General features: G+C 71.9%; 21 protein-coding genes and 3 pseudogenes. 10 read left to right on the top strand and 14 right to left on the bottom strand.

Annotated elements, in window-relative coordinates; translation table 11 throughout:
* Positions 1 to 48 precede the first annotated feature (48 nt).
* Positions 49 to 1,140, top strand: a complete 1,092-nt coding sequence (locus tag ACGFZQ_RS40310) for a hypothetical protein (protein WP_393844584.1) — start codon at positions 49 to 51, stop codon at positions 1,138 to 1,140.
* 33 nt (positions 1,141 to 1,173) lie between these two features.
* Here ACGFZQ_RS40310 and ACGFZQ_RS40315 read toward each other — a convergent pair whose 3' ends face one another.
* The gene (locus ACGFZQ_RS40315) at positions 1,174 to 1,968 is read right to left on the bottom strand and encodes an SURF1 family protein (RefSeq protein ID WP_393844585.1); all 795 of its coding nucleotides are present in this window, start codon (positions 1,966 to 1,968) and stop codon (positions 1,174 to 1,176) included.
* Positions 1,969 to 2,115: 147 nt separating this feature from the next.
* Here ACGFZQ_RS40315 and ACGFZQ_RS40320 point away from each other — a divergent pair, with 147 nt between their 5' ends.
* Complete coding sequence (locus tag ACGFZQ_RS40320; RefSeq protein WP_393844586.1) at positions 2,116 to 3,924, top strand: prolyl oligopeptidase family serine peptidase; 1,809 nt, start codon at positions 2,116 to 2,118, stop codon at positions 3,922 to 3,924.
* Positions 3,925 to 3,951: 27 nt separating this feature from the next.
* Here the strand turns inward: ACGFZQ_RS40320 and ACGFZQ_RS40325 are convergent, their stop codons facing one another.
* Complete coding sequence (locus ACGFZQ_RS40325) at positions 3,952 to 5,829, bottom strand: NAD-binding protein (protein ID WP_393844587.1); 1,878 nt, start codon at positions 5,827 to 5,829, stop codon at positions 3,952 to 3,954.
* A gap of 171 nt (positions 5,830 to 6,000) precedes the next feature.
* Between ACGFZQ_RS40325 and ACGFZQ_RS40330 the strand changes: the two genes are divergently transcribed.
* Together ACGFZQ_RS40330 and ACGFZQ_RS40335 are read left to right on the top strand one after the other, a co-directional pair.
* Complete coding sequence (locus tag ACGFZQ_RS40330; RefSeq protein WP_393844588.1) at positions 6,001 to 7,041, top strand: permease; 1,041 nt, start codon at positions 6,001 to 6,003, stop codon at positions 7,039 to 7,041.
* Complete coding sequence (locus ACGFZQ_RS40335) at positions 7,038 to 7,775, top strand: TIGR03943 family putative permease subunit (RefSeq protein WP_393844589.1); 738 nt, start codon at positions 7,038 to 7,040, stop codon at positions 7,773 to 7,775. The genes ACGFZQ_RS40330 and ACGFZQ_RS40335 overlap by 4 nt, the downstream gene beginning before the upstream one ends.
* Positions 7,776 to 7,779: 4 nt before the next feature.
* Here ACGFZQ_RS40335 and ACGFZQ_RS40340 read toward each other — a convergent pair whose 3' ends face one another.
* Positions 7,780 to 8,679, bottom strand: a complete 900-nt coding sequence (locus ACGFZQ_RS40340) for an alpha/beta hydrolase (RefSeq protein WP_393844590.1) — start codon at positions 8,677 to 8,679, stop codon at positions 7,780 to 7,782.
* 102 nt (positions 8,680 to 8,781) lie between these two features.
* On the opposite strand from ACGFZQ_RS40340, the gene ACGFZQ_RS40345 reads away from it, so the two are divergent.
* A complete protein-coding gene (locus ACGFZQ_RS40345; protein WP_393844591.1) occupies positions 8,782 to 9,684 on the top strand; it encodes a helix-turn-helix transcriptional regulator in 903 nt (300 codons plus the stop codon).
* 30 nt (positions 9,685 to 9,714) lie between these two features.
* On the opposite strand, the gene ACGFZQ_RS40350 is transcribed toward ACGFZQ_RS40345, so the two are convergent.
* The 4 genes from ACGFZQ_RS40350 to ACGFZQ_RS40365 all read right to left on the bottom strand — a co-directional run bounded on the left by ACGFZQ_RS40350 (position 9,715) and on the right by ACGFZQ_RS40365 (position 13,145).
* Entirely contained in the window at positions 9,715 to 10,956 is a 1,242-nt protein-coding gene (locus ACGFZQ_RS40350; protein WP_393844592.1) for a cation:proton antiporter, read from the bottom strand.
* 7 nt (positions 10,957 to 10,963) lie between these two features.
* A complete protein-coding gene (locus tag ACGFZQ_RS40355) occupies positions 10,964 to 11,449 on the bottom strand; it encodes a TrkA C-terminal domain-containing protein (protein ID WP_351740413.1) in 486 nt (161 codons plus the stop codon).
* Between the two features lie 202 nt (positions 11,450 to 11,651).
* Positions 11,652 to 12,020, bottom strand: coding sequence for a peptidoglycan-binding protein (locus tag ACGFZQ_RS40360; RefSeq protein WP_393844593.1), 369 nt, complete (start codon positions 12,018 to 12,020; stop codon positions 11,652 to 11,654).
* 150 nt (positions 12,021 to 12,170) lie between these two features.
* On the bottom strand, positions 12,171 to 13,145 hold the full coding sequence (locus ACGFZQ_RS40365; RefSeq protein WP_393844594.1) for a sulfite exporter TauE/SafE family protein: 975 nt from the start codon (positions 13,143 to 13,145) through the stop codon (positions 12,171 to 12,173).
* Positions 13,146 to 13,339: 194 nt separating this feature from the next.
* Between ACGFZQ_RS40365 and ACGFZQ_RS40370 the strand changes: the two genes are divergently transcribed.
* Both ACGFZQ_RS40370 and ACGFZQ_RS40375 read left to right on the top strand, forming a co-directional pair.
* The gene (locus ACGFZQ_RS40370; RefSeq protein WP_393844595.1) at positions 13,340 to 14,365 is read left to right on the top strand and encodes an ATP-binding cassette domain-containing protein; all 1,026 of its coding nucleotides are present in this window, start codon (positions 13,340 to 13,342) and stop codon (positions 14,363 to 14,365) included.
* Entirely contained in the window at positions 14,362 to 15,156 is a 795-nt protein-coding gene (locus ACGFZQ_RS40375) for an ABC transporter permease (RefSeq protein ID WP_393844596.1), read from the top strand. Before ACGFZQ_RS40370 ends, ACGFZQ_RS40375 begins: the two co-directional genes overlap by 4 nt.
* Here the strand turns inward: ACGFZQ_RS40375 and ACGFZQ_RS40380 are convergent.
* Both ACGFZQ_RS40380 and ACGFZQ_RS40385 read right to left on the bottom strand, forming a co-directional pair.
* Positions 15,134 to 18,289: an ATP-binding protein gene (locus ACGFZQ_RS40380; protein ID WP_393844597.1), complete on the bottom strand. Its 3,156-nt coding sequence runs from the start codon at positions 18,287 to 18,289 to the stop codon at positions 15,134 to 15,136. The two genes, ACGFZQ_RS40375 and ACGFZQ_RS40380, sit on opposite strands and share 23 nt — an antisense overlap.
* Positions 18,290 to 18,343: 54 nt before the next feature.
* Positions 18,344 to 19,159, bottom strand: coding sequence for a class I SAM-dependent methyltransferase (locus ACGFZQ_RS40385; RefSeq protein WP_393844598.1), 816 nt, complete (start codon positions 19,157 to 19,159; stop codon positions 18,344 to 18,346).
* Between the two features lie 387 nt (positions 19,160 to 19,546).
* On the opposite strand from ACGFZQ_RS40385, the gene ACGFZQ_RS40390 reads away from it, so the two are divergent.
* Positions 19,547 to 19,807 (top strand): hypothetical protein, encoded by a 261-nt coding sequence (locus tag ACGFZQ_RS40390; RefSeq protein WP_360495928.1) that lies wholly within the window; start codon positions 19,547 to 19,549, stop codon positions 19,805 to 19,807.
* Positions 19,808 to 20,129: 322 nt separating this feature from the next.
* Here ACGFZQ_RS40390 and ACGFZQ_RS40395 read toward each other — a convergent pair whose 3' ends face one another.
* The 5 genes and pseudogenes from ACGFZQ_RS40395 to ACGFZQ_RS40415 form a co-directional block, all read right to left on the bottom strand.
* Positions 20,130 to 20,423 (bottom strand): toxin-antitoxin system, toxin component, PIN family protein, encoded by a 294-nt coding sequence (locus ACGFZQ_RS40395; protein WP_393844609.1) that lies wholly within the window; start codon positions 20,421 to 20,423, stop codon positions 20,130 to 20,132.
* A gap of 27 nt (positions 20,424 to 20,450) precedes the next feature.
* The gene (locus ACGFZQ_RS40400; RefSeq protein ID WP_393844599.1) at positions 20,451 to 21,035 is read right to left on the bottom strand and encodes a hypothetical protein; all 585 of its coding nucleotides are present in this window, start codon (positions 21,033 to 21,035) and stop codon (positions 20,451 to 20,453) included.
* A gap of 68 nt (positions 21,036 to 21,103) precedes the next feature.
* Positions 21,104 to 21,653, bottom strand: a pseudogene (locus ACGFZQ_RS40405) (transposase family protein).
* 7 nt (positions 21,654 to 21,660) lie between these two features.
* The gene (locus ACGFZQ_RS40410; protein WP_393844600.1) at positions 21,661 to 21,999 is read right to left on the bottom strand and encodes a hypothetical protein; all 339 of its coding nucleotides are present in this window, start codon (positions 21,997 to 21,999) and stop codon (positions 21,661 to 21,663) included.
* A gap of 104 nt (positions 22,000 to 22,103) precedes the next feature.
* Positions 22,104 to 22,229: pseudogene (locus ACGFZQ_RS40415) on the bottom strand (DUF433 domain-containing protein); the annotation flags it as partial.
* Between the two features lie 500 nt (positions 22,230 to 22,729).
* On the opposite strand from ACGFZQ_RS40415, the gene ACGFZQ_RS40420 reads away from it, so the two are divergent.
* Both ACGFZQ_RS40420 and ACGFZQ_RS40425 read left to right on the top strand, forming a co-directional pair.
* On the top strand, positions 22,730 to 23,197 hold the full coding sequence (locus ACGFZQ_RS40420) for a hypothetical protein (protein ID WP_393844601.1): 468 nt from the start codon (positions 22,730 to 22,732) through the stop codon (positions 23,195 to 23,197).
* A 57-nt stretch (positions 23,198 to 23,254) separates the two neighbouring features.
* A pseudogene (locus ACGFZQ_RS40425) lies at positions 23,255 to 23,392 on the top strand (site-specific integrase); the annotation flags it as partial.
* Positions 23,393 to 23,633 lie beyond the last annotated feature (241 nt).

A 23,633-nucleotide genomic window follows, 5' to 3' on the forward strand; every position in this document is an offset into this window, starting at 1 on the left:
CGGGACCACGAGCAAGAGCACACGCAATCGCACGCTGGGAACGGAACTGTGAACCACGGCCCCGACGAAAAGGGCCCCGAGGAGCTCGGACAGGGCTCTGACGGGCTCGGCCCCGGGCATGACGGGCTCGGCGGCGACGAACTGGCCCTGCGCCGGATGCTGCACTCCGCGGTCGACGATCTCGCACCGCGCGACGGTGTCCTCGACCACCTGCGCCGCGCGGTGCCGGCCCGCCGCGCCCGCAAGCGGCATGCCACCGTCGGCATGGCGGCCGCCGCCCTGTTCATCGGCACCGCGATCCCCGCCCTCGTGCACGTCTCCAACTCCGGCGGCACCGACCCCAACACGTCCATGGCCGGCCAGGCCTCCCAGGCCCAGGGCGGCGCCACCGGCGGCAAGAACCCGGACGGCGGCTCCAGCACCGCGGGCGGCACCAGCGGCCAGGCCGCCAGCCAGCGTCCGGGCGGCACCAAGGGCAGCGGCAAGGACGAGAGCACCGGCGCCGTCGGCGGCACCAAGGTCGTCCCCTCGGCCAGCGCCGACACCATGGCCCCGGTCTGCACCTCGGACCAGCTCGCCACCCCGACCGCCACCGTCGACGCCCCCGACTCGACGGGCGTCGTCTACGGCACCTTCCGCGTCGTGAACGTCTCGAAGACGAGCTGTACGGTCGGCGGCCCCGGCAGCGTGGGCCTGCTCCCGCAGGGCGCGGCCGACGGCACCAAGCTCAGCGCGGTCCGGCACACCTCGGGCGACGCGGCGGCCGGGCTCCCCGACCCGTCCACCGAGCTGACCGGCCTGGTCCTGGCACCCGGCGCGGCCTACGACGAGAAGTTCGGCTTCGTACCCCTGGAGACCTGCCCGACCAGCGGCTCCGGCACCGACGGCTCCACCGACACCGGCGGCACCGGCGGCAGCACGCCCTCCCCGAGCCCCTCCGAGGACACCGGCAGCAGCACCGGTACGACCACATCCGGGTCGGACGGCACCACCACCCAGCTGCTCACCGAGGACGGCACGGCCGACGGCAGCGTCGCGATCTCGTACACCCCGGAGGCCGGGTCCCCGACCGGCTCCGCGACGGTGACGAACGCGTGCGCCGGGACGGTCTACTGGACCGGGGTCCTGCCGGCGGTGTGACCGGCGGCGCGGGGGCGGCGCCGGCGGCGCCCGTCAGACGGCGGTCGGCTGCTGGGCCTGGGTCTCCTCGTCCGGAACCAGGCCGAGCGCCGCGTCCCGGGCGAACTCCGCCTCGCGGCGCAGCAGCCGGAACCACATGAACACCACGAACCCCGCGAACACGAACCACTCGCCGGTGTAGCCGAGGTTCTGGAACGCCTTCAGGTCGAGCCCCGAGTTGTCCGGCGCGGTCGCCGGCACGGGCCTCATGCCCGAGTCGGCCTTCTCCAGCGTGATCCACGCGTCGTACACCCGGTACGGCACCAGGTTCACCAGCGAGGCCGCGCTGATCGCCGCCGTCTGCCCCGACGGCAGCCCGCCCTGGGCGCTGACGCCGTTGTCCCCCGGCGTCTCCGAGGCCTGGAGGGCGCCGGTGACGGTGACCTCGCCGGCCGGCGGGGCGGGCGCCTTGGCCGCGTCGGCCTTGCCGGGCAGCCAGCCGCGGACCACGGGCAGGGCCTGGCCGGAGTCGGTGCGCAGCAGGGTCAGGACGTAGAAGCCGTTCCTGCCGTCGAGCTGCCGGTCGGGCACCAGCAGCTGCTTGGCGTACCGGCCGCTGACGGTGGCCCGCTTGCCGGAGGTCGACTGGTCGACGGGGAGCAGGTCGGCCAGTGGCCGGGCCGCTTCCGTCCGGGCGGCCTCGACCTGCCTGTCGGCGCTGCGGTGCGCCGCGACCCGCGACTCGAAGCGGCTCAGCTGCCACGACCCCATGAAGACGCAGAACGGGATGGCGAGCAGCACGAAGACGTTGATGCCCCACCAACGGGGTGTCAGCAGAAAGCGGTACACGCCGTCCACGGTACGGGGCGCTTTGCGGGGGGTTGGGAGTGGGGTCGGCCCCGCGTGTGCGGCCGCTCGCAAAGTTATCCACAGGCTGAGGACACCCGCCAGCGCATTGTGGGCGGAGACGGGCACTATGGGGCCATGACTGCGGCCATGAGTGAGAGCGACATGCCGGACTGGGAGAAGCGCTTCCGCGCTCCTCGGGTCTCCCTTCCGGACTGGGCGGAGGACGCCCCCCACCGTTCCCTGTTCGTGTCGAACGCGACGGGGACGTATGAGCTGTACGCCTGGGACCGCGCGAGCGGGGAGCAGCGCCAGGCGACGAACCGGCCGAACGGCACGACGGACGGGCTGCTCTCCCCGGACGGCGCGTGGATCTGGTGGTTCGACGACAAGGACGGCGACGAGTTCGGCGTCTGGCGCCGCCAGCCCTTCGGCGGCGGCGCGGACGAGGAGGCGACGCCGGGCCTGGAGCCGTCGTACCCCTCGGGCCTGGCCCTGGGCCGGGACGGCCGTACGGCGGTCGTCGGCCGCTCCACGGACGACGAGGGTACGACGATCTACCTGGCCGAGGAGGGGAAGGCGCCGCTGGAGATCTACCGCCACGCCGAGTCGGCGGGCGTCGGCGACCTCTCCCACGACGGCTCGCTGATCGCGATCGAGCACACCGAGCACGGTGACGCGATGCACTCGGCGCTGCGCGTGCTGCGCCCGGACGCCACGCCGGTCGCCGAGCTGGACGACACCAAGGGCGGCACGGAGGAACTGGGCCTGGAGGTGCTGGGCTTCGCCCCGGTCGACGGCGACCCGCGGCTGCTCATCGGCCACCAGCGGCGCGGCCGCTGGGAACCGCTGGTCTGGGACGTCGTGACCGGCGAGCAGACGGACCTGACCGTCGACCTGCCGGGTGACGTGAGCGCGGAGTGGTATCCGGACGGCAGCGCGCTGCTGATCGCCCATAGCAACAAGGCCCGCAGCGAACTGTTCCGCTACGACCTGGCGACGCACGAGCTGACCCCGATCCCGACCCCGGCGGGCTCGGTCTCCGGGGCCACGGCCCGCCCCGACGGAACCGTCGAGTACCTCTGGTCCTCCGCCGCCGAGCCGCCGGTGGTCCGCTCGACGACGGGCGAGGTGGTCCTGGACCCTCCGGGCATGAAGTGCCCCCCGTCCGTCCCGGTCTCGGACGCCTGGGTGGAGGGTCCCGGCGGCCGTATCCACGCGCTGATCCAGAAGCCGGCGGGAGCGCAGGGCCCGTTGCCGACCGTCTTCGACCTGCACGGCGGCCCGACCTGGCACGACAGCGACAGCTTCGCGGCGGGCCCGGCGGCCTGGGTGGACCACGGCTACGCGGTGGTCCGCATCAACTACCGGGGCTCCACGGGCTACGGCCGCGCCTGGACGGACGCGCTGAAGCACCGGGTGGGCCTGATCGAGCTGGAGGACGTGGCGGCGGTACGGGACTGGGCGATCGCGTCCGGGCTGGCCGACCCCGACCGGCTGATCCTGACCGGCGGCTCCTGGGGCGGCTACCTGACCCTGCTCGGCCTGGGTACCCAGCCCGATTCCTGGGCGGTGGGCATCGCGGTCGTCCCGGTCGCCGACTACGTCACGGCGTACCACGACGAGATGGAGTCACTGAAGGCGATGGACCGCACGCTGCTGGGCGGCACGCCGGAGGAGGTCCCGGACCGCTTCGCCGCCAGCTCGCCCCTGACCTACGTGGACGACGTCAAGGCCCCGGTCTACATCTCGGCCGGTGTCAACGACCCCCGCTGCCCCATCGGCCAGATCGACAACTACGTCACCCGCCTGGCCGCCCGCTCGGCTCCCCACGAGGTCTACCGCTACGACGCGGGTCACGGCTCCTTGGTCGTCGACGAACGGATCAAGCAGCTGAGACTGGAAATGGAGTTCGCGGAAACCCACCTCACAGCCACGGCGACCGCACCGACGGACTGAGCCCGAGCGACCCACCCACCCCACCTCTCAACCGAGCGAGTCGGGTGGGTGGGCAGGCGGGACCCGGCGTCCGGACAGCTCCGCCAGCCCCCTGCGAGTGACCGCGACCACCACCCGGTCCCCGGCCCGCAGCTGATAGTCCCCGGCAACCGGCCGCCCCTCCAGCGCCAGCACCCGCCACGCGCCCGCCCGGAACGCCCCGTCCACCGTCCGCCCCTCCAACTGCGGATGCCCGCTCACATCCACCGCCGCCACCAGCAACACCTTCCGCTCCACCGGAATCGCCCCGAGAATCTGCCGCCCCAGCATCGCCCCCGCGAAGGACGGCGCCGCCAGATAGGACACACTCCGGCTCCGGGTGACCGCACGCGGATGCGCGGCCCGCAGCGTCCGGTACACGGCCGTCGCGAAGTCGTCGTCGTACAGCCGCAGTACGGCCTTCAGGTCCGGCCGTACCGCCCGCGCGTACAGCACGGCCTCCAGATTCGTCGTGTCCGCGCTGGTCACCGCGAGCAGCGCCTGCGCCCGATGGATCTTGGCGGCCTCCAGGACCCCCTCCTGGGTGACATCCCCGAGCACCACCGGCACCCGCAGCCGCCGGGCCACCGCCAGCCCGCGCGCCTCCGGATCGGACTCGACGCACACCACGGGGACATGCAGTTCACGCAGCCGCGTCAGCACCCGCGTCCCGATCTTGCCCAGCCCGAGCAGCACCACATGCCCGCTCAGCCCCCGCGGCGGCTTCCGCAGGGCAGAAGCCGTCCGGAAGGTACCGAGCGCTTCGAGCACCGCCGCCAGCAGCACCGGCAGCAACAGCAACCCCATCAACCCGGAGAGCAGTTGAAGGATCTGCCGCCCGAGCGACTGTCCGATCGCGGGATCGTCGATGGCGAACAGGTCGAGGAGCGTGTAGTAGAAGGCCCGTACCGGATGAATACCCGTCACCACCGACAGTGCGACCGCGAGCGCGACCACACACCCCACGACCCCGGCCAGCGACCACCGCAGCCGCCGCGAGAACAGCGACACGAGCAGCGGTACGAACCCGACCCCGACCCCGACCCGGCGCCGGTCCTGCGCCGCCGCCGCGGACGAGGACACCTGCTCCAGCACCATCACGCCACGCTCACCCGCGGCCCGTACCTCCGCGTCGTCGGGCAGCAGCCGCGGCCCCTGCTCCCCGGTGCCCTCGGCCGGTTCGGGACCGTTGCTGTTCGCCGAGAACAGCGCCAGCGTGCACAGCCCCTGGTCGGCGTCAGGACCGGCGAGGGCCCCCGGCGGCAGGTCCACGGCCCGCAGCACCAGCCCGTCCGTCTGGATGACCTTGCCGGTACCGGCCAGCGCGGTGGCAGCGAGCGCGGGCGCGGCGGTGTCGGCGTCGGAGAGTACGGTCGTGGACGTGTCGCCCGCCCCGCCGTCCGTGTCGCCGACCGCCAACACGGCGGCCTGGTCGAGGAGTTCCTCGATGTGCTGCCCCAACCGCCGGTTGTACAGCCGCAGCACGAGCCGCAGCCGGGGGTTCAGCCGGCGGGCGGTGAGGGCGGCCCGGATGTTGGTCTCGTCGTCGTCGTACACGAGCGCGAGCGCGGCGGCCCGCTCCACGCCCGCCTCGGCGAGCACGGCCTCGGTGGCCTCGACGGCCTCCAGCACCCGCTCCCCGCGCGGGCCTTCACCGGTGACCGGGCCGGTACCGCCGTTGCCGTTGCCGTTCCCGTTGGCCCGTCCGACGGCGGCGCTGACCACCCGGTCGAGCAGCGCGGCCGAGGCGGCCCGGGCCCGTCCGACCACCGGCGGCCTGGCGATCCGCGAGTTCGGCGGTACGACAAGGGTGACCTGCTCGCCGTACACGACACGCAACTCGGCCGCCAGCCGGTGCGCGAGCCCGTCGTCGCCGCAGACCACCATGGGCGCCGGGGCGCCACCACCTTGATACGGAACGCTCGCCACAAGGGAAAAGACTGCCTCAACGGGACGCATGGTTCCAGCAACGAAGTGAACAGCCGCCCCGAACCGCCCGTAGGGAAGGGGAGGGAGCATAATCCCGGATCTGACCGAAGTGCCGGAGGTATCCCACCCGTGGCCATCACCGAAGAAGCCGCCCCGCCCGGCCACGCGTCCGAGGACGGGACCCCCGGCGACGACACCCGCACCCCGCCCGGCCAGGAGGGCTGGCATCTCAGCTCCCCCCTGGCCCTGACCCTGCTCCTCCTCCTGGTCGTGGTGTTCCAGGGCCCGGTGCGCGGCGCGCTGTCGAAGCCGGTGATGCAGAGCTGGATGACGGTGTTCGTGGCGGTGGTCGTCCAGGCGCTCCCGTTCCTCGTCCTCGGCGTGCTGCTCTCGGCGGCGATCGCGGTCTTCGTGCCCCCGTCCTTCTTCGCCCGTGCCCTGCCCGGCCGCCCCGCGCTGGCCGTCCCCGTCGCGGGGCTGGCCGGCGCCGTACTGCCGGGCTGCGAGTGCGCGTCCGTCCCGGTGGCCGGCGCCCTGGTCCGCCGGGGCGTCACCCCGGCCGCGGCCATCGCCTTCCTCCTCTCCGCCCCCGCGATCAACCCGATCGTGCTGACGGCGACGGCGGTGGCGTTCCCGCGCAACCCCGAGATGGTGCTGGCGCGGTTCGCCGGCAGCCTGCTGGTGGCGTGCGGGATGGGCTGGCTGTGGCAGCGCCTGGGCCGTACCGACTGGCTGCGCCTGCCGGCGCACGCGCACCACGAGGGCGAGACCAAGGCCGAGGCGTTCTGGGACTCGGTCCGTCACGACACCGTGCACGCGGGCGGCTTCCTGGTCGTCGGTGCGATGGCGGCGGCGACGCTGAAGGCGGTGGCCCCGGCGGAGTGGCTGCGGACGGCCGCCGCCAACCCGGTGATCGCGATCCTCGCCCTGTCGATCCTGGCCGTACTCCTCTCCATCTGCTCGGAGGCGGACGCCTTCGTGGCGGCGTCCCTCACCCAGTTCTCGCTCACCGCGAAGCTGGCGTTCCTGATCGTGGGCCCGATGATCGACCTCAAACTCTTCGCGATGCAGGCGGGCACCTTCGGCCGCGGCTTCGCTCTGCGGTTCGCCCCGGCCACCTTCGCCGCGGCGATCGCCGGCGCCGTCCTGACCGGGGCGGTGCTGCTGTGAACCGGCAGGCCCAGGCGGCGATGATGTTCCTGGTGGGGGCGGCCCTGCTGCACGCGGGCGCCACCGACCTCTATCTGCGCTACGTGAAGGCGGGACTGCGCCCGCTGCTGCTGGCGGCGGGCGTGGTCCTGATCGTCTCGGCCCTGGCGACGGCGTGGTACGAGTGGCGCCGCAGCCGCCGTCGTACCGCATCGACCGCTACTTCCACCGCTACGGACCACAGCCACCCCGAACCCCGGATCTCCTGGCTCCTGGTCCTCCCCCTCCTGGCCCTGATCCTCATCGCGCCGCCCGCGCTCGGCTCCTACAGCGCCCTGCGCGCGGGCACGGCCCTGCAACAGCCGTACGGCTACACGAAGCTGCCGGCCGGGGACCCGATACCGCTCGCCCTGGTCGACTACGCGGGCCGGGCGGTGTACGACCACGGCCGCTCGCTCGACGGCCACAGCGTCCGTATCTCCGGCTTCGTGGCCGTGGACACCGCCGGCACCCCCTACCTGGTCCGCATGGCCCTCAACTGCTGCGCGGCGGACGCCCAGCCGGTGAAGGTGGCCCTGACCGGCAAGATCCCCCCGGTCCTCCAGCCGGACGCCTGGCTCCAGGTGACCGGCACATACACGGCCCGGCAGACCCGCGACCCGGTGAACGGCGGCCCGATCCCGTTCCTCCAGGTCACCGAGGCCAAGCCGATCCCGACGCCGGCCGACCCGTACGACGAGACCTGGAACAACTGAGGGATCACCGGAAGAAGCCGGCCAGTTTCTCGACCGCCGGGGTGACGTACGCGTCCTGGTCGTAGAGGTCGACGTGGGTCGCGCCGTCGATCCAGAACAGTTCCTTGGGACCGGAGACCCGCTGGAAGGCTTCCACGCTCATCCAGGAGGTCACCGCCTTCCGTCCGGCGATCATGAGCAGCGGGCGCGGGCCGAGCAGGTCGAGGGAGCGGAAGGCGTCGAAGGACGCGATGCGGTCGACGCTGTTCCAGGTCAGGGTCTCGGCCGAGCGGGGGTGGTGGGCGCGGGGCGTGCGGTAGTACTCCCACCCCGCGTGCACGTGCTCCCCGCCGGCCAGCGCCTCTTCCTCGGTGGCGGGGAAGAGCGGGAAGCTCCCCACCCCCTCGCCCCGGGCCTCGGCGGTGCGCGCCGCGGCTGCCGCCGCCAGCATGCCGTGGAGGACGGCGGGATCCTGGGCCCCGTCGGCGCCGTGGCGGAACTGGCGGGCGATGTCGACGGCGCTGACGGTGGCGACGGCCCTGATCCGCCGGTCGGTCGCGGCGGCGGCGAGGGCGTACCCGCCGGAGGCGCAGATGCCGAGCGCCGAGACGCGGTCGGGGTGGGCCTCCTCCCGGGTGGTGAGGAAGGAGACGGCGGCCCTGAGGTCCTCGACCCGCTGGGCGGGATCCTCCAGACCCCGTGGCTCGCCCTCGCTCTCGCCCTGGTGGGCGGCGTCGAAGGCCAGGGTGACGAAGCCGTGCTCGGCGAGCCGCCGCGCGTACAGCCCGGCGGCCTGCTCCTTCACCCCGGTGCCGGGGTGCCCGACGACGACGGCGGGACGCGGCCCGGCGGCGGCCTCGTCGGGAAGGTACAGATGGCCGGAGATCTTCAGTCCGGCGCTGGGGAAGGTGATGTCGGTCCTCATGCCCCCACGTTCGCCCCGCACGAACGGCCGCCACCAGGGAGGACTCTGCCTATGCACTCCAGTACCAGGCACGGGGCGACCGACCGGGCGGACACTGAACCCATGACCAGCAGCCCCGGTGCCGCCGCCTCCGACAACGAACTGGGCGAGTTCCTGCGCGCCCGCCGCGCCGCCCTCACCCCGCAGCGGGCGGGCCTCCCGGACGACGGCCGGCCGCGCCGCGTACCGGGCCTGCGCCGCGAGGAACTCGCCCAGCTGGCGCACGTGAGCATCGACTACGTGGTCCGGCTGGAGCAGGGCCGCACCCGCAGGGTCTCCGGCCCGGTCCTGGACGCGCTGGCCGACGCCCTCCAACTCGCCCCGGACGAACGGGACTACCTCTTCACCCTCGCCGAGACGGCACCCACGCGTCCGGTCCGCCGGCCGGGCCCGCCGGAGATCGCCCCGCACCTGCGCCACCTCCTGTCCACCATGCCCGACGTCCCGGCGATGGTCCTCAACCGTCGCATGGACGTACTGGCCTGGAACGGCGCGGCCGTCGCCCTGCTGACCGACTTCACGGCGGTGCCCCCGCCCGAACGCAACCTGATCCGCCTGACCTTCCTGGACGAGGCCTTCCGCGCCCTGTACGCGGACTGGCCGCGCGCGGCCCGCGAATGCGTGGCGGTCCTCCGGATGGAGGCGGGCCGGACCCCGCACGACCCCGCGCTGACCGCGCTGATCGCCGAACTGACCAGCCAGGACCGGGACTTCCGGACCTGGTGGTCCAGCCATCAGGTGCGTGGCCCCCGCCAGCTGCTGAAGACCTACCACCACCCGGTGGCGGGCCCGCTCACCCTCGACGTCCACCAGTTCTCGGTGGACACCCACCCCGACCAGCAGTTGATCGCCTACACCGCGGAACCCGACTCCGCGTCGCACGAGGCACTTCGCTTCCTGCTCCAGTGGTCGGCGACGCAGCCGACTCGGTCGGCCCCGTCGTCCTGGGAGAGCCGGAATGGCTGAAAGCGGTCCGGTGGTCCGCACCGGTCCCGTTCAGGCCCGGCCGACCGTGTCCTGCTCTTCCGCGCCGGCCGGGACGGGGACCGCGTCCTCGACCGGAAGGGGCTCCGCCGTCCCGGACCCGCGGGTGAGGCGGCGGGCCAGGGGTTCGGTGTAGCGGGCGGTGAGGGGGCCGAGTATGACGAGGATCAGGACGTAGGCCGTGGCCAGGGGGCCCAGGGAGGGTTCGATGCCGGCGGTGACGGCGAGGCCCGCGATGACGATGGAGAACTCGCCGCGGGCGACCAGCGTGCCGCCGGCCCGCCAGCGGCCCTTGGCGGAGATCCCGGCGCGCCGCGCGGCCCAGTAGCCGGTGGCGATCTTCGTCAGCGCGGTGACCACGGCCAGGGCGAGCGCGGGCAGCAGTACCGGAGGAATGCTCGCCGGGTCGGTGTGCAGGCCGAAGAAGACGAAGAAGACGGCGGCGAACAGGTCACGCAGGGGAGCGAGCAGGTGGTGGGCGCCCTCCGCTACCTCGCCGGAGAGCGCTATGCCCACCAGGAACGCGCCGACGGCGGCGGACACCTGGAGTTGCTGCGCGATCCCCGCGACCAGCAGGGTCAGACCCAGCACCACGAGGAGCAGCTTCTCCGAGTCGTCGCTGGAGACGAACCGGGAGATGTGCCTGCCGTAGCGCACCGCCACCACCAGCACCAGCCCCGCCACCCCGAGGGCGATCGCCAGCGTGAGGCTCCCCGCGGCCAGGCCGGCACCGGCGAGCAGCGCGGTGACGATCGGCAGGTAGACGGCCATGGACAGGTCTTCGAGGACCAGGATGCTCAGTATCACCGGGGTCTCCCGGTTGCCGAGCCGCCCCAGGTCGCCGAGGACCTTGGCGATGACGCCGGACGACGAGATCCAGGTGACGCCGGCCAGCACCACGGCCGCCACCGGGCCCCAGCCCAGCAGCAGGGCCATGGCGGCGCCGGGCAGCGCGTTGAGCGCGGCGTCGACCAGGCCCGCCGGGTACTGGGTCTTGAGGTTGGAGACGAGATCGCTGGCCGTGTACTCCAGGCCGAGCATGAGCAGCAGCAGGACGACACCGATCTCGGCGCCGATCGCGACGAACTCCTCGCTCGTGCCGAGCGGATAGATCCCGCCGTTGCCGAAGGCGAGCCCGGCCAGCAGGTAGAGGGGTATGGGCGAGAACCGGAAGCGTCCGGCGAGCCGGCCGAGCAGGCCCAGGCCGAGGATGATCGCCCCGAACTCGATCAGGAAGACGGCGGAGTCGTGCACGGTGGCCTCACTCCCGCCCGAGTATGGAGGCGGCCGCGTCGACGCCCTCGCGGGTGCCGATCACGATGAGCGTGTCCCCGCCGGCGAGCCGGAAGTCGGGCGTGGGGGAGGGGACCGCCTCGGCGCGGCGCAGCACGGCGACGATGGACACCCCCGTCTCGGTACGCATCCGGGTCTCGCCGAGGAGCCGGCCGTTCCAGTACGACGTCGCGCCCAGCTCGATCCGCTCGGCCACCAGCCCCAGATCGGTCGTGGAGAGCAGGTTCGGGCTGTGGTGCGTCGGCATCAGCGCGTCGATGAGCGCGTCCGTCTCACCCGAGGACAGCCGCACCGACAGGGCACAGGCGTCGGGGTCGTCCTGGTGGTAGGCGCTCAGGATCCGCGAACCGTCCCGGTGCGCGACCACGGACAGCCTGCGCTGCTCCCGCGTGGTGAGGTCGTAACGGACCCCGATTCCCGGCAACGGCGTCCTGCTCAGGCGTGGCGCCCCCAAGGCTGTCTCCCCTGTCTCGTCGACTCGTTCCGCTGTCCCTTTGCGATTTCTTTAACTACAGCCTAACGGCCGACCGATGAACGCCGACGAGCGGTGCGGGGAGGGGGCAAGGGACGGGTGGCGCAGGCAGAGGAAAGGGGCAGGGCGCGGGAGCCCTGGCGCGAACGTGAAAACCGGGGGCGGCCGGGCGGCCGGGCGGCCGTCAGGTCGGGTACGGCACGTAGCAGTCCAGGGCCGGGTGGTAGAGGGCCTGCCAGGTGCGGCCCTCGATCACGCCGCTCTCCGGGAGGCCGTGGCAGACCTGGATCCACTCGATCTTCTTCAGCATGAGCGTGCCGTAGAGCCCGTCGGGGTCGAGTCGGGGTGGCTCGCCGCCCCACGCGTTGCTGAGGCACTGGGCCTGCCGGACCGCCGCGCCGCTGTCGCCGTACGTGAGGGTGGGCCGGATGCCCGACGTCACGTAGGAACAGCTGTGCTCGGGGGCGGCCGCGGCGGTGTGGGGCACCGCCAGGCCCAGTGCGGCGGCCGCGCTCAGGGCCGCGGCCGAGGTGAGCAGTCGGTTCCGTCGCATGCGCGCTCCTTCGAGGCCGGCTCATGCCATGGTCGCGCGCGGGCGGCGACCTTCGCGAGTCGGGCTCGCCGCCGGAGGAGTGAGAACGGAAGCGGGGGAGGGCGGTGGCGGCCGCTCCACCCGCGCGCGCGGTGGTCCCGGTCGTCCCGGTCAGCGCAGGCGCAGCGCCTCGCGGACCGTCGCGAACAGGTCGGTCTGGTGGGTGACGCCCACCGTCTCGGCTGCCGTTTCGTCCGCCGTCCCGGCCGCCGCCCGGGGGTGCGCGGTACGGCGGTCGCGCACGCCGACGATCCCGCCGAGCAGCGCCATCCCCAGGCAGCCGAGCACGATGACGGTGGACGACGCCTTCAGCATCGACAGACCCGACCCGGTCAGCAGGACGACCAGCGCCCAGCGCACCGCGCCTCCGGCCACCCGGCTGGAGACGACGGAGCCGAGCAGGACGCCCGGGACGGCGCCGATCAGGAGGGTGGCCGCGAGTCCCAGGTCGGCGTCGCCGACGAGCAGGTGGCCCAGGGCCGCGGCGGCCACCATGGGGATGGCCTGCACCAGGTCCGTACCGACGAGATGGTTCGCCTTGAGGCGGGGGTGGGCCAGCATCAGCATCACGATGATCAGGGAGCCCGAGCCGACCGAGGTCATCCCGACGATCACCCCGCCCACCAGCCCGATGAGCAGCGTCGCCACCGGCCGTACCGGAACATGGGCGTCCTCGGCGTCGGCCTCGGTGGCGGCGCGGCGGCGGTCGAGCCACAGGCGGGTGAGCATGCCGACGACGGCGAGCATCAGCGCCGTACCGACGACGTACTTGACGCGTTGTTGCAGGTCGTCGCCGTCGCCGAGGGTGCGGAGCAGGAAGACGCCGCCGAAGGCGGCCGGGACCGCGGTGGGCAGCAGCCGGCGCACGATGTCCCAGCGCACGGTGCCGGCGCGCTGGTGCACCAGCGCGCCGAACGGCTTCATGAACACGGACGCGGCCAGGTCGCTGCCGATGGCCGCCGTCGGGTTCACCCCGAACACCATGACCATGATCGGGGTCATGAGGGCTCCGCCGCCCATGCCGGTGAGACCCACGGCGAAGCCGACCAGGGCTCCCGCGATGATGATCGGGCCGGTGGAATCCATGGGGCGGACCTTAACCACCATTCCTATGGGAAAGGTATGGAACGGTGTCCTCCACTTCCCTGCGACTGTCCGCTTCCCTGCGACTGTCCGCTTCCCCTGCGACTGTCTGCCGAAACCGTCCGCTGAAACCGACCGCCCCGCGCTGAAACCCGGCTGAAGCCGTGCTGAACCGCCGTGGCCGCAAGCTCTGCGGCATGACGACGACAGACAGCGAACTGGCCATCGAGGCCACCGGGTTGCACAAGGCCTACGGGGACAAGAGCGTCCTCGACGGCATCGACATCCGGGTGCCGGCCGGCACGATCTTCTCCCTCCTCGGACCGAACGGCGCCGGCAAGACCACGGCGGTCAACATCCTCTCCACCCTGATCTCCGCCGACGCCGGCCAGACCCGGATCGCCGGCCACGACGTCACCGCCGAGGCCCAGTCGGTACGGGCCGCCATCGGGGTCACCGGGCAGTTCTCCGCCGTGGACGGCCTGATCACCGGCGAGGAGAACATGCTCCTCATGGCCGACCTGCACCACCTCTCCAAGAGCGAGGGACGGCGGGTCACCGCCGAACTGCTGGAGCGCTTCGACCTCACCGAGGCCGCGAAGAAGGCCGCGTCCACCTACTCCGGCGGCATGAGGCGCCGCCTCGACATCGCCATGACCCTGGTCGGCAGCCCGCGGATCATCTTCCTCGACGAGCCGACCACCGGCCTGGACCCGCGCTCCCGTCACACCATGTGGCAGATCATCCGCGAGCTGGTCTCCGGCGGCACCACCGTCTTCCTCACCACCCAGTACCTGGACGAGGCCGACCAGCTCGCCGACCGCATCGCGGTGCTCAACGGCGGCAGGCTCGTCGCCGAGGGCACCGCCGAGGAACTCAAGCGACTCGTCCCGGGCGGCCACGTACGGCTGCGGTTCTCCGACCCGGTGGCCTACGAGCAGGCGGCCACCGCGCTGCGCGAGACCACCCTCCCCCACGCTCGGCTTCGCTCGCGCGGGGGGACCCCCATCGACGAGGCGCTCGCCCTGCAGATCCCCAGCGGCGGCACCCAGCGCGAGCTGCGCGCCATCCTCGACTGGCTCGACGCCGCCGGCATCGAGGCCGACGAACTCTCCGTGCACACCCCCGACCTGGACGACGTGTTCTTCGCCCTGACGGGCAACCCCGCGACTGCCGCCAACGCCGACAGCACCATCAACACCGCCAAGGAGACCGTCCGATGAGCACCGGCTCCTACGCCCTCCGCGACAATCTCACCATGCTGCGGCGCAACCTCCTGCACGCCCGCCGCTACCCCTCCCTCACCCTGAACCTCCTGCTCACCCCGGTCATCCTGCTGCTCCTGTTCGTCTACGTCTTCGGCAACGTGATGAGCGCAGGCATCACCGGCGGCCACGCCGACCGGTCCGAGTACGTCGCCTATCTCGTCCCCGGCATCCTCTTCCTGACCGTGGCGATGACCTCGCTCGGCACCGCGGTGTCCGTGTGCACCGACATGACCGAGGGCATCATGGCCCGGTTCCGCACCATGGCGATCTCCCGCGCCTCCGTGCTGGTCGGCCATGTGATCGGCAGCGTGATCCAGACGATGATGGCGCTGGTGGTGGTCCTGGGCATCGGACTGGCCATCGGCTTCCGGCCCGACGCGACGCCGGTGGAGTGGATCGCGGCGGTCGGGCTGATGGCCCTGGTCAGCCTCGCGCTGACCTGGCTGGCGGTCGGCATCGGTCTGATCAGCCCCAACCCCGAGGGGGCCAGCAACATCGGGACGCCGCTGGTCATGCTGCCGTTCCTGTCCAGCGCGTTCGTGCCGGTGGACGCCATGCCGGGCTGGTTCCGGTGGTTCGCCGAGTACCAGCCCTTCTCGCCCTTCATCGAGACCCTGCGCGGCCTGCTGCTGGGCAGCGGGATCGGTACGAAGAACGCCGTGCTGGCCCTGGCCTGGGGCCTGGCGCTGACCGTGCTGGGCTACCTGTGGTCCAGGGCGCGGTTCACCCGCGAGCCCCGGCAGTGAGCTCGTGCAGGGCCACGACCCGCAGCTGATCCCGCCCCAGGGCCGCGTACTCCGACCTCGCGTCGGCGTACGCGGCCCGGTCCGCGTCCTCGGCCGCCGCCCGGGAGCGGGCCAGGGACAGGGTGGGGAACTCCCGTACCACCGGCATCCGTTCGGTCAGCGCCAGCAGCCGTACGGCCGCCGGATCGCCCTTGGCCAGCCGGGCGTGTCCCAGTGCCAGCAACAGCGTGCCGTACACCGGCAGTTCCACCGGGGACCCGTCGGCCGATGAGCCGTCGGCCGGGCCACCGGACAGCAGCCCGAGCAGGTACGCCCCCAACTTCTCGGTGAGCGCGGCGACCGGATCCGGCAGGCCGTGCTGCGCGTGCGCGGCCACCGCCGCCGACTGCAGCTGAAGGACCCACGAGTCCACGAAGGGGTCGTCGGCGAACAGGTCACCGGCCTCCCGTACCAGCTCCGCGGCCCGGCGCCACTGCCCGAGCCCGACCTCGGTCAGTCCCCGGGCCAGCGCGATCTCCGCCCTGGCCGGCAGCTCGGGGCTGAACACCTGGTCCGACTCCGGCGGCTGCTCCGCGGCGGCGAGGCCCAGCCAGTACTCGGCCTCGTCGATCTCGCCCCTGTGCAGACAGGCCAGCACCAGCCCCCAGCGGATGCCGAGCGTGTCCGACCCGTCGCCGAACGCGTCGAGCGCGGTCAGCGCGGCACGCAGATGGTCGTACGCCTCCGCACCCCGCTCGGACTGCAGGCACAGCTCGCTGACCCGGCCGTGGCTGAGCAGGTGCATGGCCGGATTGTTCAGCGGCGCGAGCGCGTCGAGCATCCGGCGGGCGCTGCCCAGGGCCCGCTCCATGTCGTGCCCGGCCTCCCAGACGTAGCTGGCGACGGCCGAGGCGATGCCCGCCAGCATCGGTTCGTCGGCCTCGCACAACTCCTGGAGCCGGGCGAACTCCGGCGGCCGTATCTCCGGCACGGCGCACAGCACGACGGACAGCGCCCGCAGCACGGTGTCCGGCTGGGCGGCCGGCAGCCGGCGCAGGGTCACCAACTGGCGTACGGCGTGCGGACCGTGGCCCATGAAGAGACTCGCCGCGCACACCGCCGCCGCGCTGCGGGCCGGTTCCACGTCCTCGGGGTTCTCGGGCCGGAAGTGGGAGAGGGGGCCCGCCGTGTCGGCGGCCAGCGAGGCCAGCCGGCCGTAGTGGGAGCCGGTGGACCACAAGGAGGACAGTACGGCGGCGACGCCCGCGGTGGTGGGTCCGTCGGCGCGGGCCAGCGCGTATCGCAGGGCCAGGACGAGGTTGTCCTGCTCGGTGCGGATACGGCTCCAGGCGGGCCCCGGACGGTGGCTGAACAGCAGGTCGTGGTGGGCCCGCCCGAACTCCCGGGCCCAGACCAGGAACCGGCCGGTCACCGCCTCCTCCTCGCCGGCCTCGGCGCGCCGGGCGGCACCGAACTCCCGCAGCGTCTCCAGCATGTGGAAACGCACCCCGGACGGGCTGTCGCCCACCTTGAGCAGGGACTGGCCGGCCAGTTGCTCCAGCAGGGACAGCGCGTCCCCGCTCTCCTCGAGCAGGTACTCGGCCGCCTCCTCGGTGAAGCCGCCGGGGAACACCGACAGGGCACGCAGCGCGGCCCGGCCGTCGGCCTCCAGGAGGTTCCAGCTCCACTCGACCACGGCCCGCAGGGTGCGATGCCGCTCGGGCGCGTCCCGGGCGCCACCGCGCAGCAGCGTGAAACGGTCCTGCAACCGGCGCGCGATGTCGGCCACGGACAGCACCCGCACCCGGGCCGCGGCCAGCTCCACGGCCAGCGGCAGCCCGTCCAGGTGCCGGCAGATCTCGGCCACCTGGTCGGCGGGCAGCTCCACGCCGGGCCGCGCGGCCCGCGCCCGCTGCCCGAACAGCTCGACCGACGTCGCCGGCGAAAGCTCCGGCAGGGCGTACACGGACTCCGAGGTCAGCCCCAGCGGAGCCCGGCTGGTGACCAGCACCCGCAGCTCCCTCGACCGCGAGACCAGCGCCTGGACGAGACCGGCGGCACCGGCGATCACCTGCTCGCAGTTGTCCAGCACCAGCAGCGCGGATCCGGTGCCCAGCGCGGCGACGATGACGCTCACCGGGTCCCCGCCCCCGCTGAACCGCCCGCCCTCCCCGGCGCCGACGGCCGAGGCCACCTCGCCGGCCACGTCGTCGTCGGCGAGGACACCGGCGAGGGTGACGAAGTACACCACGGGCTGCTCGGCGGCCCGGCTCACCGCGTGCGAGAGCCGGGTCTTGCCCAGACCCCCGGGGCCGACGACGCTCACCACCCGGGACGTGCGCAGCAACCCGCCCACGGCGGCGACATCCGCGTCCCGCCCCACCAGGGGGTTCGGCTCGTGCGGCACCCCGTGCCTGACCCTCGGCACGTCCGCCCGCACCAGCTCCTGGTACACCGATCTGATCCCGGGCCCCGGATCGGTCCCCAGCTCGTCCCGCAGCCGGCGGCGGTAGGCGTCGTACCGGGTCAGCGCCGCGGCCCGCCCGGCGGTCGTGGCCTCGCACCGCAGCAGCTCCGCCAGCACCTCCTCGTCCCGCGGCAGCTCCCGGGCCAGCGCGGTCAGCGGCGCCGCGGCCTCCGCCCGCCGGTCCAGCCGGGCGAGTGCCAGAGCCCGGGCCCGGACCAGCGCGCGGTACGCCCCGACCCGCGCGGTGCGCAGCGCCACCACCGGATCGTGCAGGTCCTCGCCCGCACCGGCGCCCACGCTCCCGTCCCAGAGCGCCAGCCCGGCCTCTGCCTGTGCCAGGGCGCCCTCGTGGTCCCCGGCCCGCGCCCACTCGGCACTGCCCGCCTCGTGCAACAGCAGAGCGGAACTGTCGACCTGCGTCTCCTCCAGCGCCAGCCGGTACCCCGTCGGCGTACTCACGATCAGCTCGGCACCCAGCTGCGACCTGAGCCGCGACACCAGGATCTGCACGGCCTTGCCGGGCCGCTCGGGCAGTTCCTCGGCCCACAGCCCCTCCACCAGCCGACCGGTGCTGCAGCCACCGCGCAGATCCTCCGCGAGCAGCGCCAGCAGCCCGCGCAGCCGGGGCGCGGTGATCTCCCGTCCACGACAGACGATTCGGGGCAGCAGGGTCAGCTCGGTGGTCACCCGTGCAGAGTAGTCAGCGGGTGGGGTGAAACGGGGCCGGCGGCCACCCCTCCTTCAACGCCGTGCGGAGACGACGTAGTAGTCCAGCAGTCCGTCGCGATAGGCCGGCAGGAAGTTCCGCGGCCACTGCACGGTCAGGTCGATGCCGGACAGGAAATGATCAAGGCCCGCCCAGACATGACCGCCGATCGCCTCGGCTCGTACGTCGGCCAGCCCGACGGCGTCCAGGGCGTCGACCAGCGAGACAAGCGGGTGGGCCACATCCAGCCCGGACGCGAAGCTGTCCAGCCGGGCGGCCAGTTCCCCGCCCGCGGCCTCGGCACCGACGGGCAGGAAGAAACTGGTGACGGCAAGCCGGCCGCCGGGCCGCAGCACACGCGCGGCCTCCCGGCCGAACGCGGCCAGGTCACGGAAGTGCTGGGCGGCTTCGACGGAGTACAGACACTCGAACCGGCCGTCCTCGAACGGCATTTCCTCCGCCGCCCCATGAGCGAACCGAAGCCGCTGAGGCGCCCGGCCGAGCAGTCCGGCGTTGGCCCGCCGCGCCCGCTCCAACTGCTCGGGATGAACGTCCAGTCCGGTCACGGAGGCGAACCCGAACTCGTCCAACGCGAGTACGGCGCCGAGCCCGAGCCCGCAGCCGACCTCGACGGCATCGGCGTCCGCCCCGTCGAGCGTGCCCAGCACACGACGGTAGAGATTCCGCTGACTGCGCACCCGGTCCTCGGTGGTCAGGGGCCGGTCGAGCGGAATCCCGTCCCAGTGACCGAAGTTGATGAACCCGCCCGCGAACGCCGGTGCGGAGCTGAGGTCCTGGGGCCCGTAGACGGCACGCACGGAAGGCGCGACGTCGTAGCGGATACCGTCCACACGATCTCCCTGTCCACGATGAGAGTGCTCGGCCTCTGGAACGCATCGTGCCCCCTGCCCGGCCACGGCGGCCAGACCACCCGCCTCGCGCCACGGCCGATCCGGCCGCGCTCGACGATCCCGCGTGCCAAGGAGCGGTCCGGAGCGGCCAGGGCGCCAGCTGCGTTCCGGTGACCTCGACGCCCGCCGGCTGCGGCACCGCACCGACGACCCCGAGCGAACCCGCGGAGGGCCATCGGCAGCCGAAGGAGTCACCTCAACCGATTGGCCCTCAGAACCCCCGGATGGCTTCCTCGATGAGCGCTCCGCCCGATGTCGATCTAGCCTCCGAAATGAGCGCTGAATTGATCTTTTGATGGTGCGCTCTACTCGACCCTAGGAGGAGAAATGAACAGTTTCCGCAAGGTCGCCGTTGCGGCCGCCATCATAAGCGGTGTCAGCCTCGTGGCCATCAGCCCTGCCAACGCCCAGGCTGCGCAGAGCATGCGGGGCGGCGGCGGTGGCGGGTGCAAGTCCCACGACCTGAACCTCGACATTCTCGGTGAGGTGGGCATCCTCAACGGCCTGGGCGGCAACCTGATCAACGGCGAAGGCAGCCCAGGTGCGCAGGTCACTGACATCGGTTCCGACTGCGGTCACGGCTGGTAGCAGCCTCGCCCGTATTCGCTTGAGAATAGATGTCAAAGGCCCCGATCCGTGACGGCGGATTCGAGGGGCTGTTGTCGCAGACGCTCGGCTGGGATTTCCCAGCCGAGCGTCTCGCGTGGTCGACCTCTGAATTCGGCGGCCGAGGCTGCCCGGTGGTCGCGAGTCCAGACGGACAGGTCCTTAAGCAGATGGAGACAGCGGCGGCACTGTGGGCGCCGGGGGCAATCTGCCGCGTGACGCGGCTTGCGGGTTGCATCGCCTCGGTGGCCCACGAGTGGTTGCCGCACGGTGCCGTCCGCCAGATCACCCGCCATGCCCACCATCACGGCCACGTGCGCTTGATCCGGTCGTGGCGTACCGCGTACGCGGCCGGTCCACCCCGCTCAACCGCCCGGTGGATTGCGTCACGACGGGTGTGGAGTCGCTCGGCCATCTCGAGGCTGTGCAGTTGCTGGTTGTCGAGGCAGAAGAGACCGTGAGCGATCCACTCCTCGTTGGGTACGTCCTGTCCGGCGTCCGGAAACTCGTCGCCGATGCGGTGGACGGTCCACCCGGGCGTTCTCAGTCCCTCCGCCACACGACGTCCGAGATTCCGGTCTAAAGGCTGTCCCGCAATGAGCTGACTGTGCTGGCGGGCTCCACCTCATCGACCGATGAGGCTCGTCCGTCGGTTCCCGCTGGCAGGTCGGCTGTGTCCGAGCAATCGGGCCTGTTCCCTCTTGAGCTGTGTGAACCTGTCGCGGATGTACTCTCTGAGCGCCCGGCCCGGGAAGAACATGACCGACAAGTGCTCTTCATAGTTGCCTCGGGCCCAGCGCGCAGCAGTGATCTCGTACCCCGAGACGTGGCCGCAAAGCTGTAGGAGGGCCTGAGGCATCTCCTCCTCGATGAGGAGGTCGGCTTTGGTGACCACGACGTCTCGCATGGCCTGGATGTTGGGGATGAAGACGGTTGTGGCCCAGGTACGCCACTCCGCAAGTTCCTGCTCGGTGGGAGGAGTGTCGTGGCGAAAGGGGTCGCGACCGTCGGGGCGGGCGTACTTCACTGACCAGGTGTCATAGGTGCGGCTATTGGCTTCCATCAGGGCGAACAGCGGCCCGTAGAAGTCACTCAGCTGCTGGTTGACGCGCGTCAGGCGGGCCTGTCTCTGCGCCAGACGCAGCCCGTTCAGATAGGTCACCAGGTAGCCGATGAACGCCAGCCCAACGGTCACGATCACTGTAGCCATGACCAGCGATGCTAAAGATTGTCCAGTAAATGATCCACGGGATGCTGGCTGGCCTGCTGGTTTCTCCGTCATCCGACGAGGGTGAGGTTGTGCAGGCGGGCGATGCCGAGCATGGCGTGGTGGACGCGGTCGCCTTTCAGACGGCAGTCGCGGAGGATCTTCCAGCCCTTCATCCGGGCGAAGGCGTGCTCGACACAGGCGCGGACCTTGCGGTGGGAGGCGTTGTGCTCCTCCTTCCAGGCCGGGAGTTCGGCCTGTCCTTTTTCGTGGCGGTGTGGGATGACCAGGCCGGTGCCCCGGGATCCGCCATCCGCGATGACCATGGTCGGGCCGACGGCGTCCTTCGCGCCGGACAGTTTCCACGCACGATGATGTGGTCGGCAGCCGACTTCGAGATGCCGAAGAGCGGGGCGAGCTGGCGCAGCGTCAGGTTGGTCCGCCAGTACGCGGCGACCAGCAGGATCCGGTCCTCCGACGGCAGGCTCCATGGCCTGCCCTGCGAACAGGGTCTGCGCCCTCGCGTCGTAACGCGGTGATCAGCTTGCCGAACTGCCGCGGGCTCAGTCCGCTGAACGGGGTTGTCCAGGAAGGCTCCGACGCAATGATCACACCAGTCACTGCGCGATCATTCCACTGCTTCAGGTTCTCCCTGCTCGAACGCGATGCGGCAGCGTTTAACCTGCTCGGCCACCTGCTCCATGAACCAGCGCATGATCTCGTAGGGGATGACGTGCTCGTCGTGACTGCGGATGTGGACGATCGGCTCCAGGTCCGGATCCTCGTCGGGTATCACCGCCACCAGGATGGCAGCTCCAGACAGGTGCGTCTCCGCGTTGGGAATCTCAGCCCACGCGGCCGGCGCCGGGACAGCCTCGCTCAGCTCCAAACGCCACGCGTCGTCCGGCAACGCGTAGTGGAACTGGACGGCGTAGTGACGGCCTGCATGAACACGCAGCTCGGGCATGTCCGCAGGCTGCCACAGCCGCCGCCTCGGAGTCTCGCGTGTATCCCGCCCAGCACCCGATGTGCGCCCCAGCCAGTGTTTGCGGGACAGCCCTTAGGAAGAACTCAGGCGGCAAGGCGCACCACTGCGTGACACAGGGCGTCGACCTGTTCGGGCGTCATGTCGAAGTCGTATGCCATGTCCTCGACGGTCTCCCCGGCTTCCCACAGATCTGTGATGGCATTGACCGGGACGCGGACGCCGACCGGAACCCGGCCGGCTCAGAGGCGGTGGTGCACGGCCTTCAACCCGCCTATGAAGACCGACCAGGAGGCGGGCTCCAAGCAGAGCCCGGGACCTTCTGCTCGTTGCTGCCGAGCGGTCGACCGACTTGCGTAATTCCCCATGCAGATCCGGAGTTCGTCAGCACCTCAGTCGACGACAGTCGGCCATGGCGGCGGGCGCGCCGAGGTCACGTCCCCTGAAGCGGCGTGGTCGAACACGGTGGCAAAGACCCGGTTCCCGACCGGAATTCGGGTCCCGCAGCCTTGGACTCCCGGCCCGTCAGCCTGCGCATTCAGTGCAGGCACGCCGGTCGACCCGGTCGCAGCCGAGCGGCGGTGAAGACCATCGGCGGGATCGGCTGCAAGGCGTGGCGGAACACGATTCGTGGGAAGCTCACGTCCGCCCCGCCCGAAGGCTGTTCGTAATCACCAAGTACCTTCTGGCACAGGCGTGTTGGAATGCCCTTATGGCCACTCCCGCTGACGGAACCACCCACCTGAGTCCGGACGAGCCCGAGCACCGCCTGCGTGTCGAGATCGAGCGACTGAGAGACGAGGCGACGCACCAGAGGACGCTCGCCCACCGCCGGGCCGAGTTCTGGACCAAGATGGACATAGCCCTCGGTTTCCCCGCGGCCCTGCTCGCCGGTTCGGCGGGAACGGCAGGTCTGGCCTCCGCGGACGCGCGGGTTCCCGCCGCCCTCGCCGCTCTGACCTCCGCCGGGTTCGCGGCGGGAGCGGGCTTCCTGCGCAGCGACACCAGGCGCCGCGCCAACAAGCGCGCCCGGCACGCATGGGCCCAGGTCGAGGCCAGGGCCACGGTGGCACTGACCCAGGAGCACGTGACCCCCGAGATCCTCGGCAACCTGCTGGAGTGCCGCCAGGCCGCGCTGGTGGCCTACGACGGCGACGAGCCCCGGCCGGGAGCGCCGTGATCCCTCGAACCCGCGCATGTGTGACGACGAGCTGTTGACCGTGGCCGATGCCATGGAGTCCGCCGCGCCTTCCGCCAGGCGCTCAAGGACGTCGACGGGATCGACGCCGACGAGTGGACGCCCCAGGAGCTCCGGCACAGCTGTGCCTCCCTACTGCCCGATCGGGGTGTTCCGCCGGAGGAGATCTCCCGGCTCTCACCCGCCTTTAACCCTACAAGCCGTAGTGTCGGGTGTTCTCCTGCGAGCTGTAGGAGTATCCGGCTCCGTGGCGTACGACGACGAGAGGTACAAGATGGCCGACGGCCTGAACGCCACTACGACCGGTGTTCCTCGCACCGGCCTCCCAGCGCAGGCCGTCCGGCCTCGGCGCTCGCGGGGTGAGCCCTGGCTCGGGGCGGTCGCGGTCGCCTTCACGCTCGCCCAGCTCGTCCTCGTA

It is taken from the genome of Streptomyces sp. NPDC048254, assembly GCF_043201895.1.
Lineage (GTDB): Bacteria > Actinomycetota > Actinomycetes > Streptomycetales > Streptomycetaceae > Streptomyces.

What these genes read in the sequence shown, in the direction of transcription:
- ACGFZQ_RS40320 (WP_393844586.1), top strand. Translation starts at nt 2,116, where the DNA reads ATGAGTGAGAGCGACATGCCGGACTGGGAGAAGCGCTTCCGCGCTCCT.
- ACGFZQ_RS40365 (WP_393844594.1), bottom strand. Translation starts at nt 13,145, where the DNA reads ATGGATTCCACCGGCCCGATCATCATCGCGGGAGCCCTGGTCGGCTTC.
- ACGFZQ_RS40370 (WP_393844595.1), top strand. Translation starts at nt 13,340, where the DNA reads ATGACGACGACAGACAGCGAACTGGCCATCGAGGCCACCGGGTTGCAC.
- ACGFZQ_RS40390 (WP_360495928.1), top strand. Translation starts at nt 19,547, where the DNA reads ATGAACAGTTTCCGCAAGGTCGCCGTTGCGGCCGCCATCATAAGCGGT.
- ACGFZQ_RS40325 (WP_393844587.1), bottom strand. Translation starts at nt 5,829, where the DNA reads ATGGTGGTCTGCGGCGACGACGGGCTCGCGCACCGGCTGGCGGCCGAG.
- ACGFZQ_RS40410 (WP_393844600.1), bottom strand. Translation starts at nt 21,999, where the DNA reads ATGCCCGAGCTGCGTGTTCATGCAGGCCGTCACTACGCCGTCCAGTTC.
- ACGFZQ_RS40345 (WP_393844591.1), top strand. Translation starts at nt 8,782, where the DNA reads ATGACCAGCAGCCCCGGTGCCGCCGCCTCCGACAACGAACTGGGCGAG.
- ACGFZQ_RS40400 (WP_393844599.1), bottom strand. Translation starts at nt 21,035, where the DNA reads ATGGCTACAGTGATCGTGACCGTTGGGCTGGCGTTCATCGGCTACCTG.
- ACGFZQ_RS40340 (WP_393844590.1), bottom strand. Translation starts at nt 8,679, where the DNA reads ATGAGGACCGACATCACCTTCCCCAGCGCCGGACTGAAGATCTCCGGC.
- ACGFZQ_RS40375 (WP_393844596.1), top strand. Translation starts at nt 14,362, where the DNA reads ATGAGCACCGGCTCCTACGCCCTCCGCGACAATCTCACCATGCTGCGG.
- ACGFZQ_RS40360 (WP_393844593.1), bottom strand. Translation starts at nt 12,020, where the DNA reads ATGCGACGGAACCGACTGCTCACCTCGGCCGCGGCCCTGAGCGCGGCC.
- ACGFZQ_RS40420 (WP_393844601.1), top strand. Translation starts at nt 22,730, where the DNA reads ATGGCCACTCCCGCTGACGGAACCACCCACCTGAGTCCGGACGAGCCC.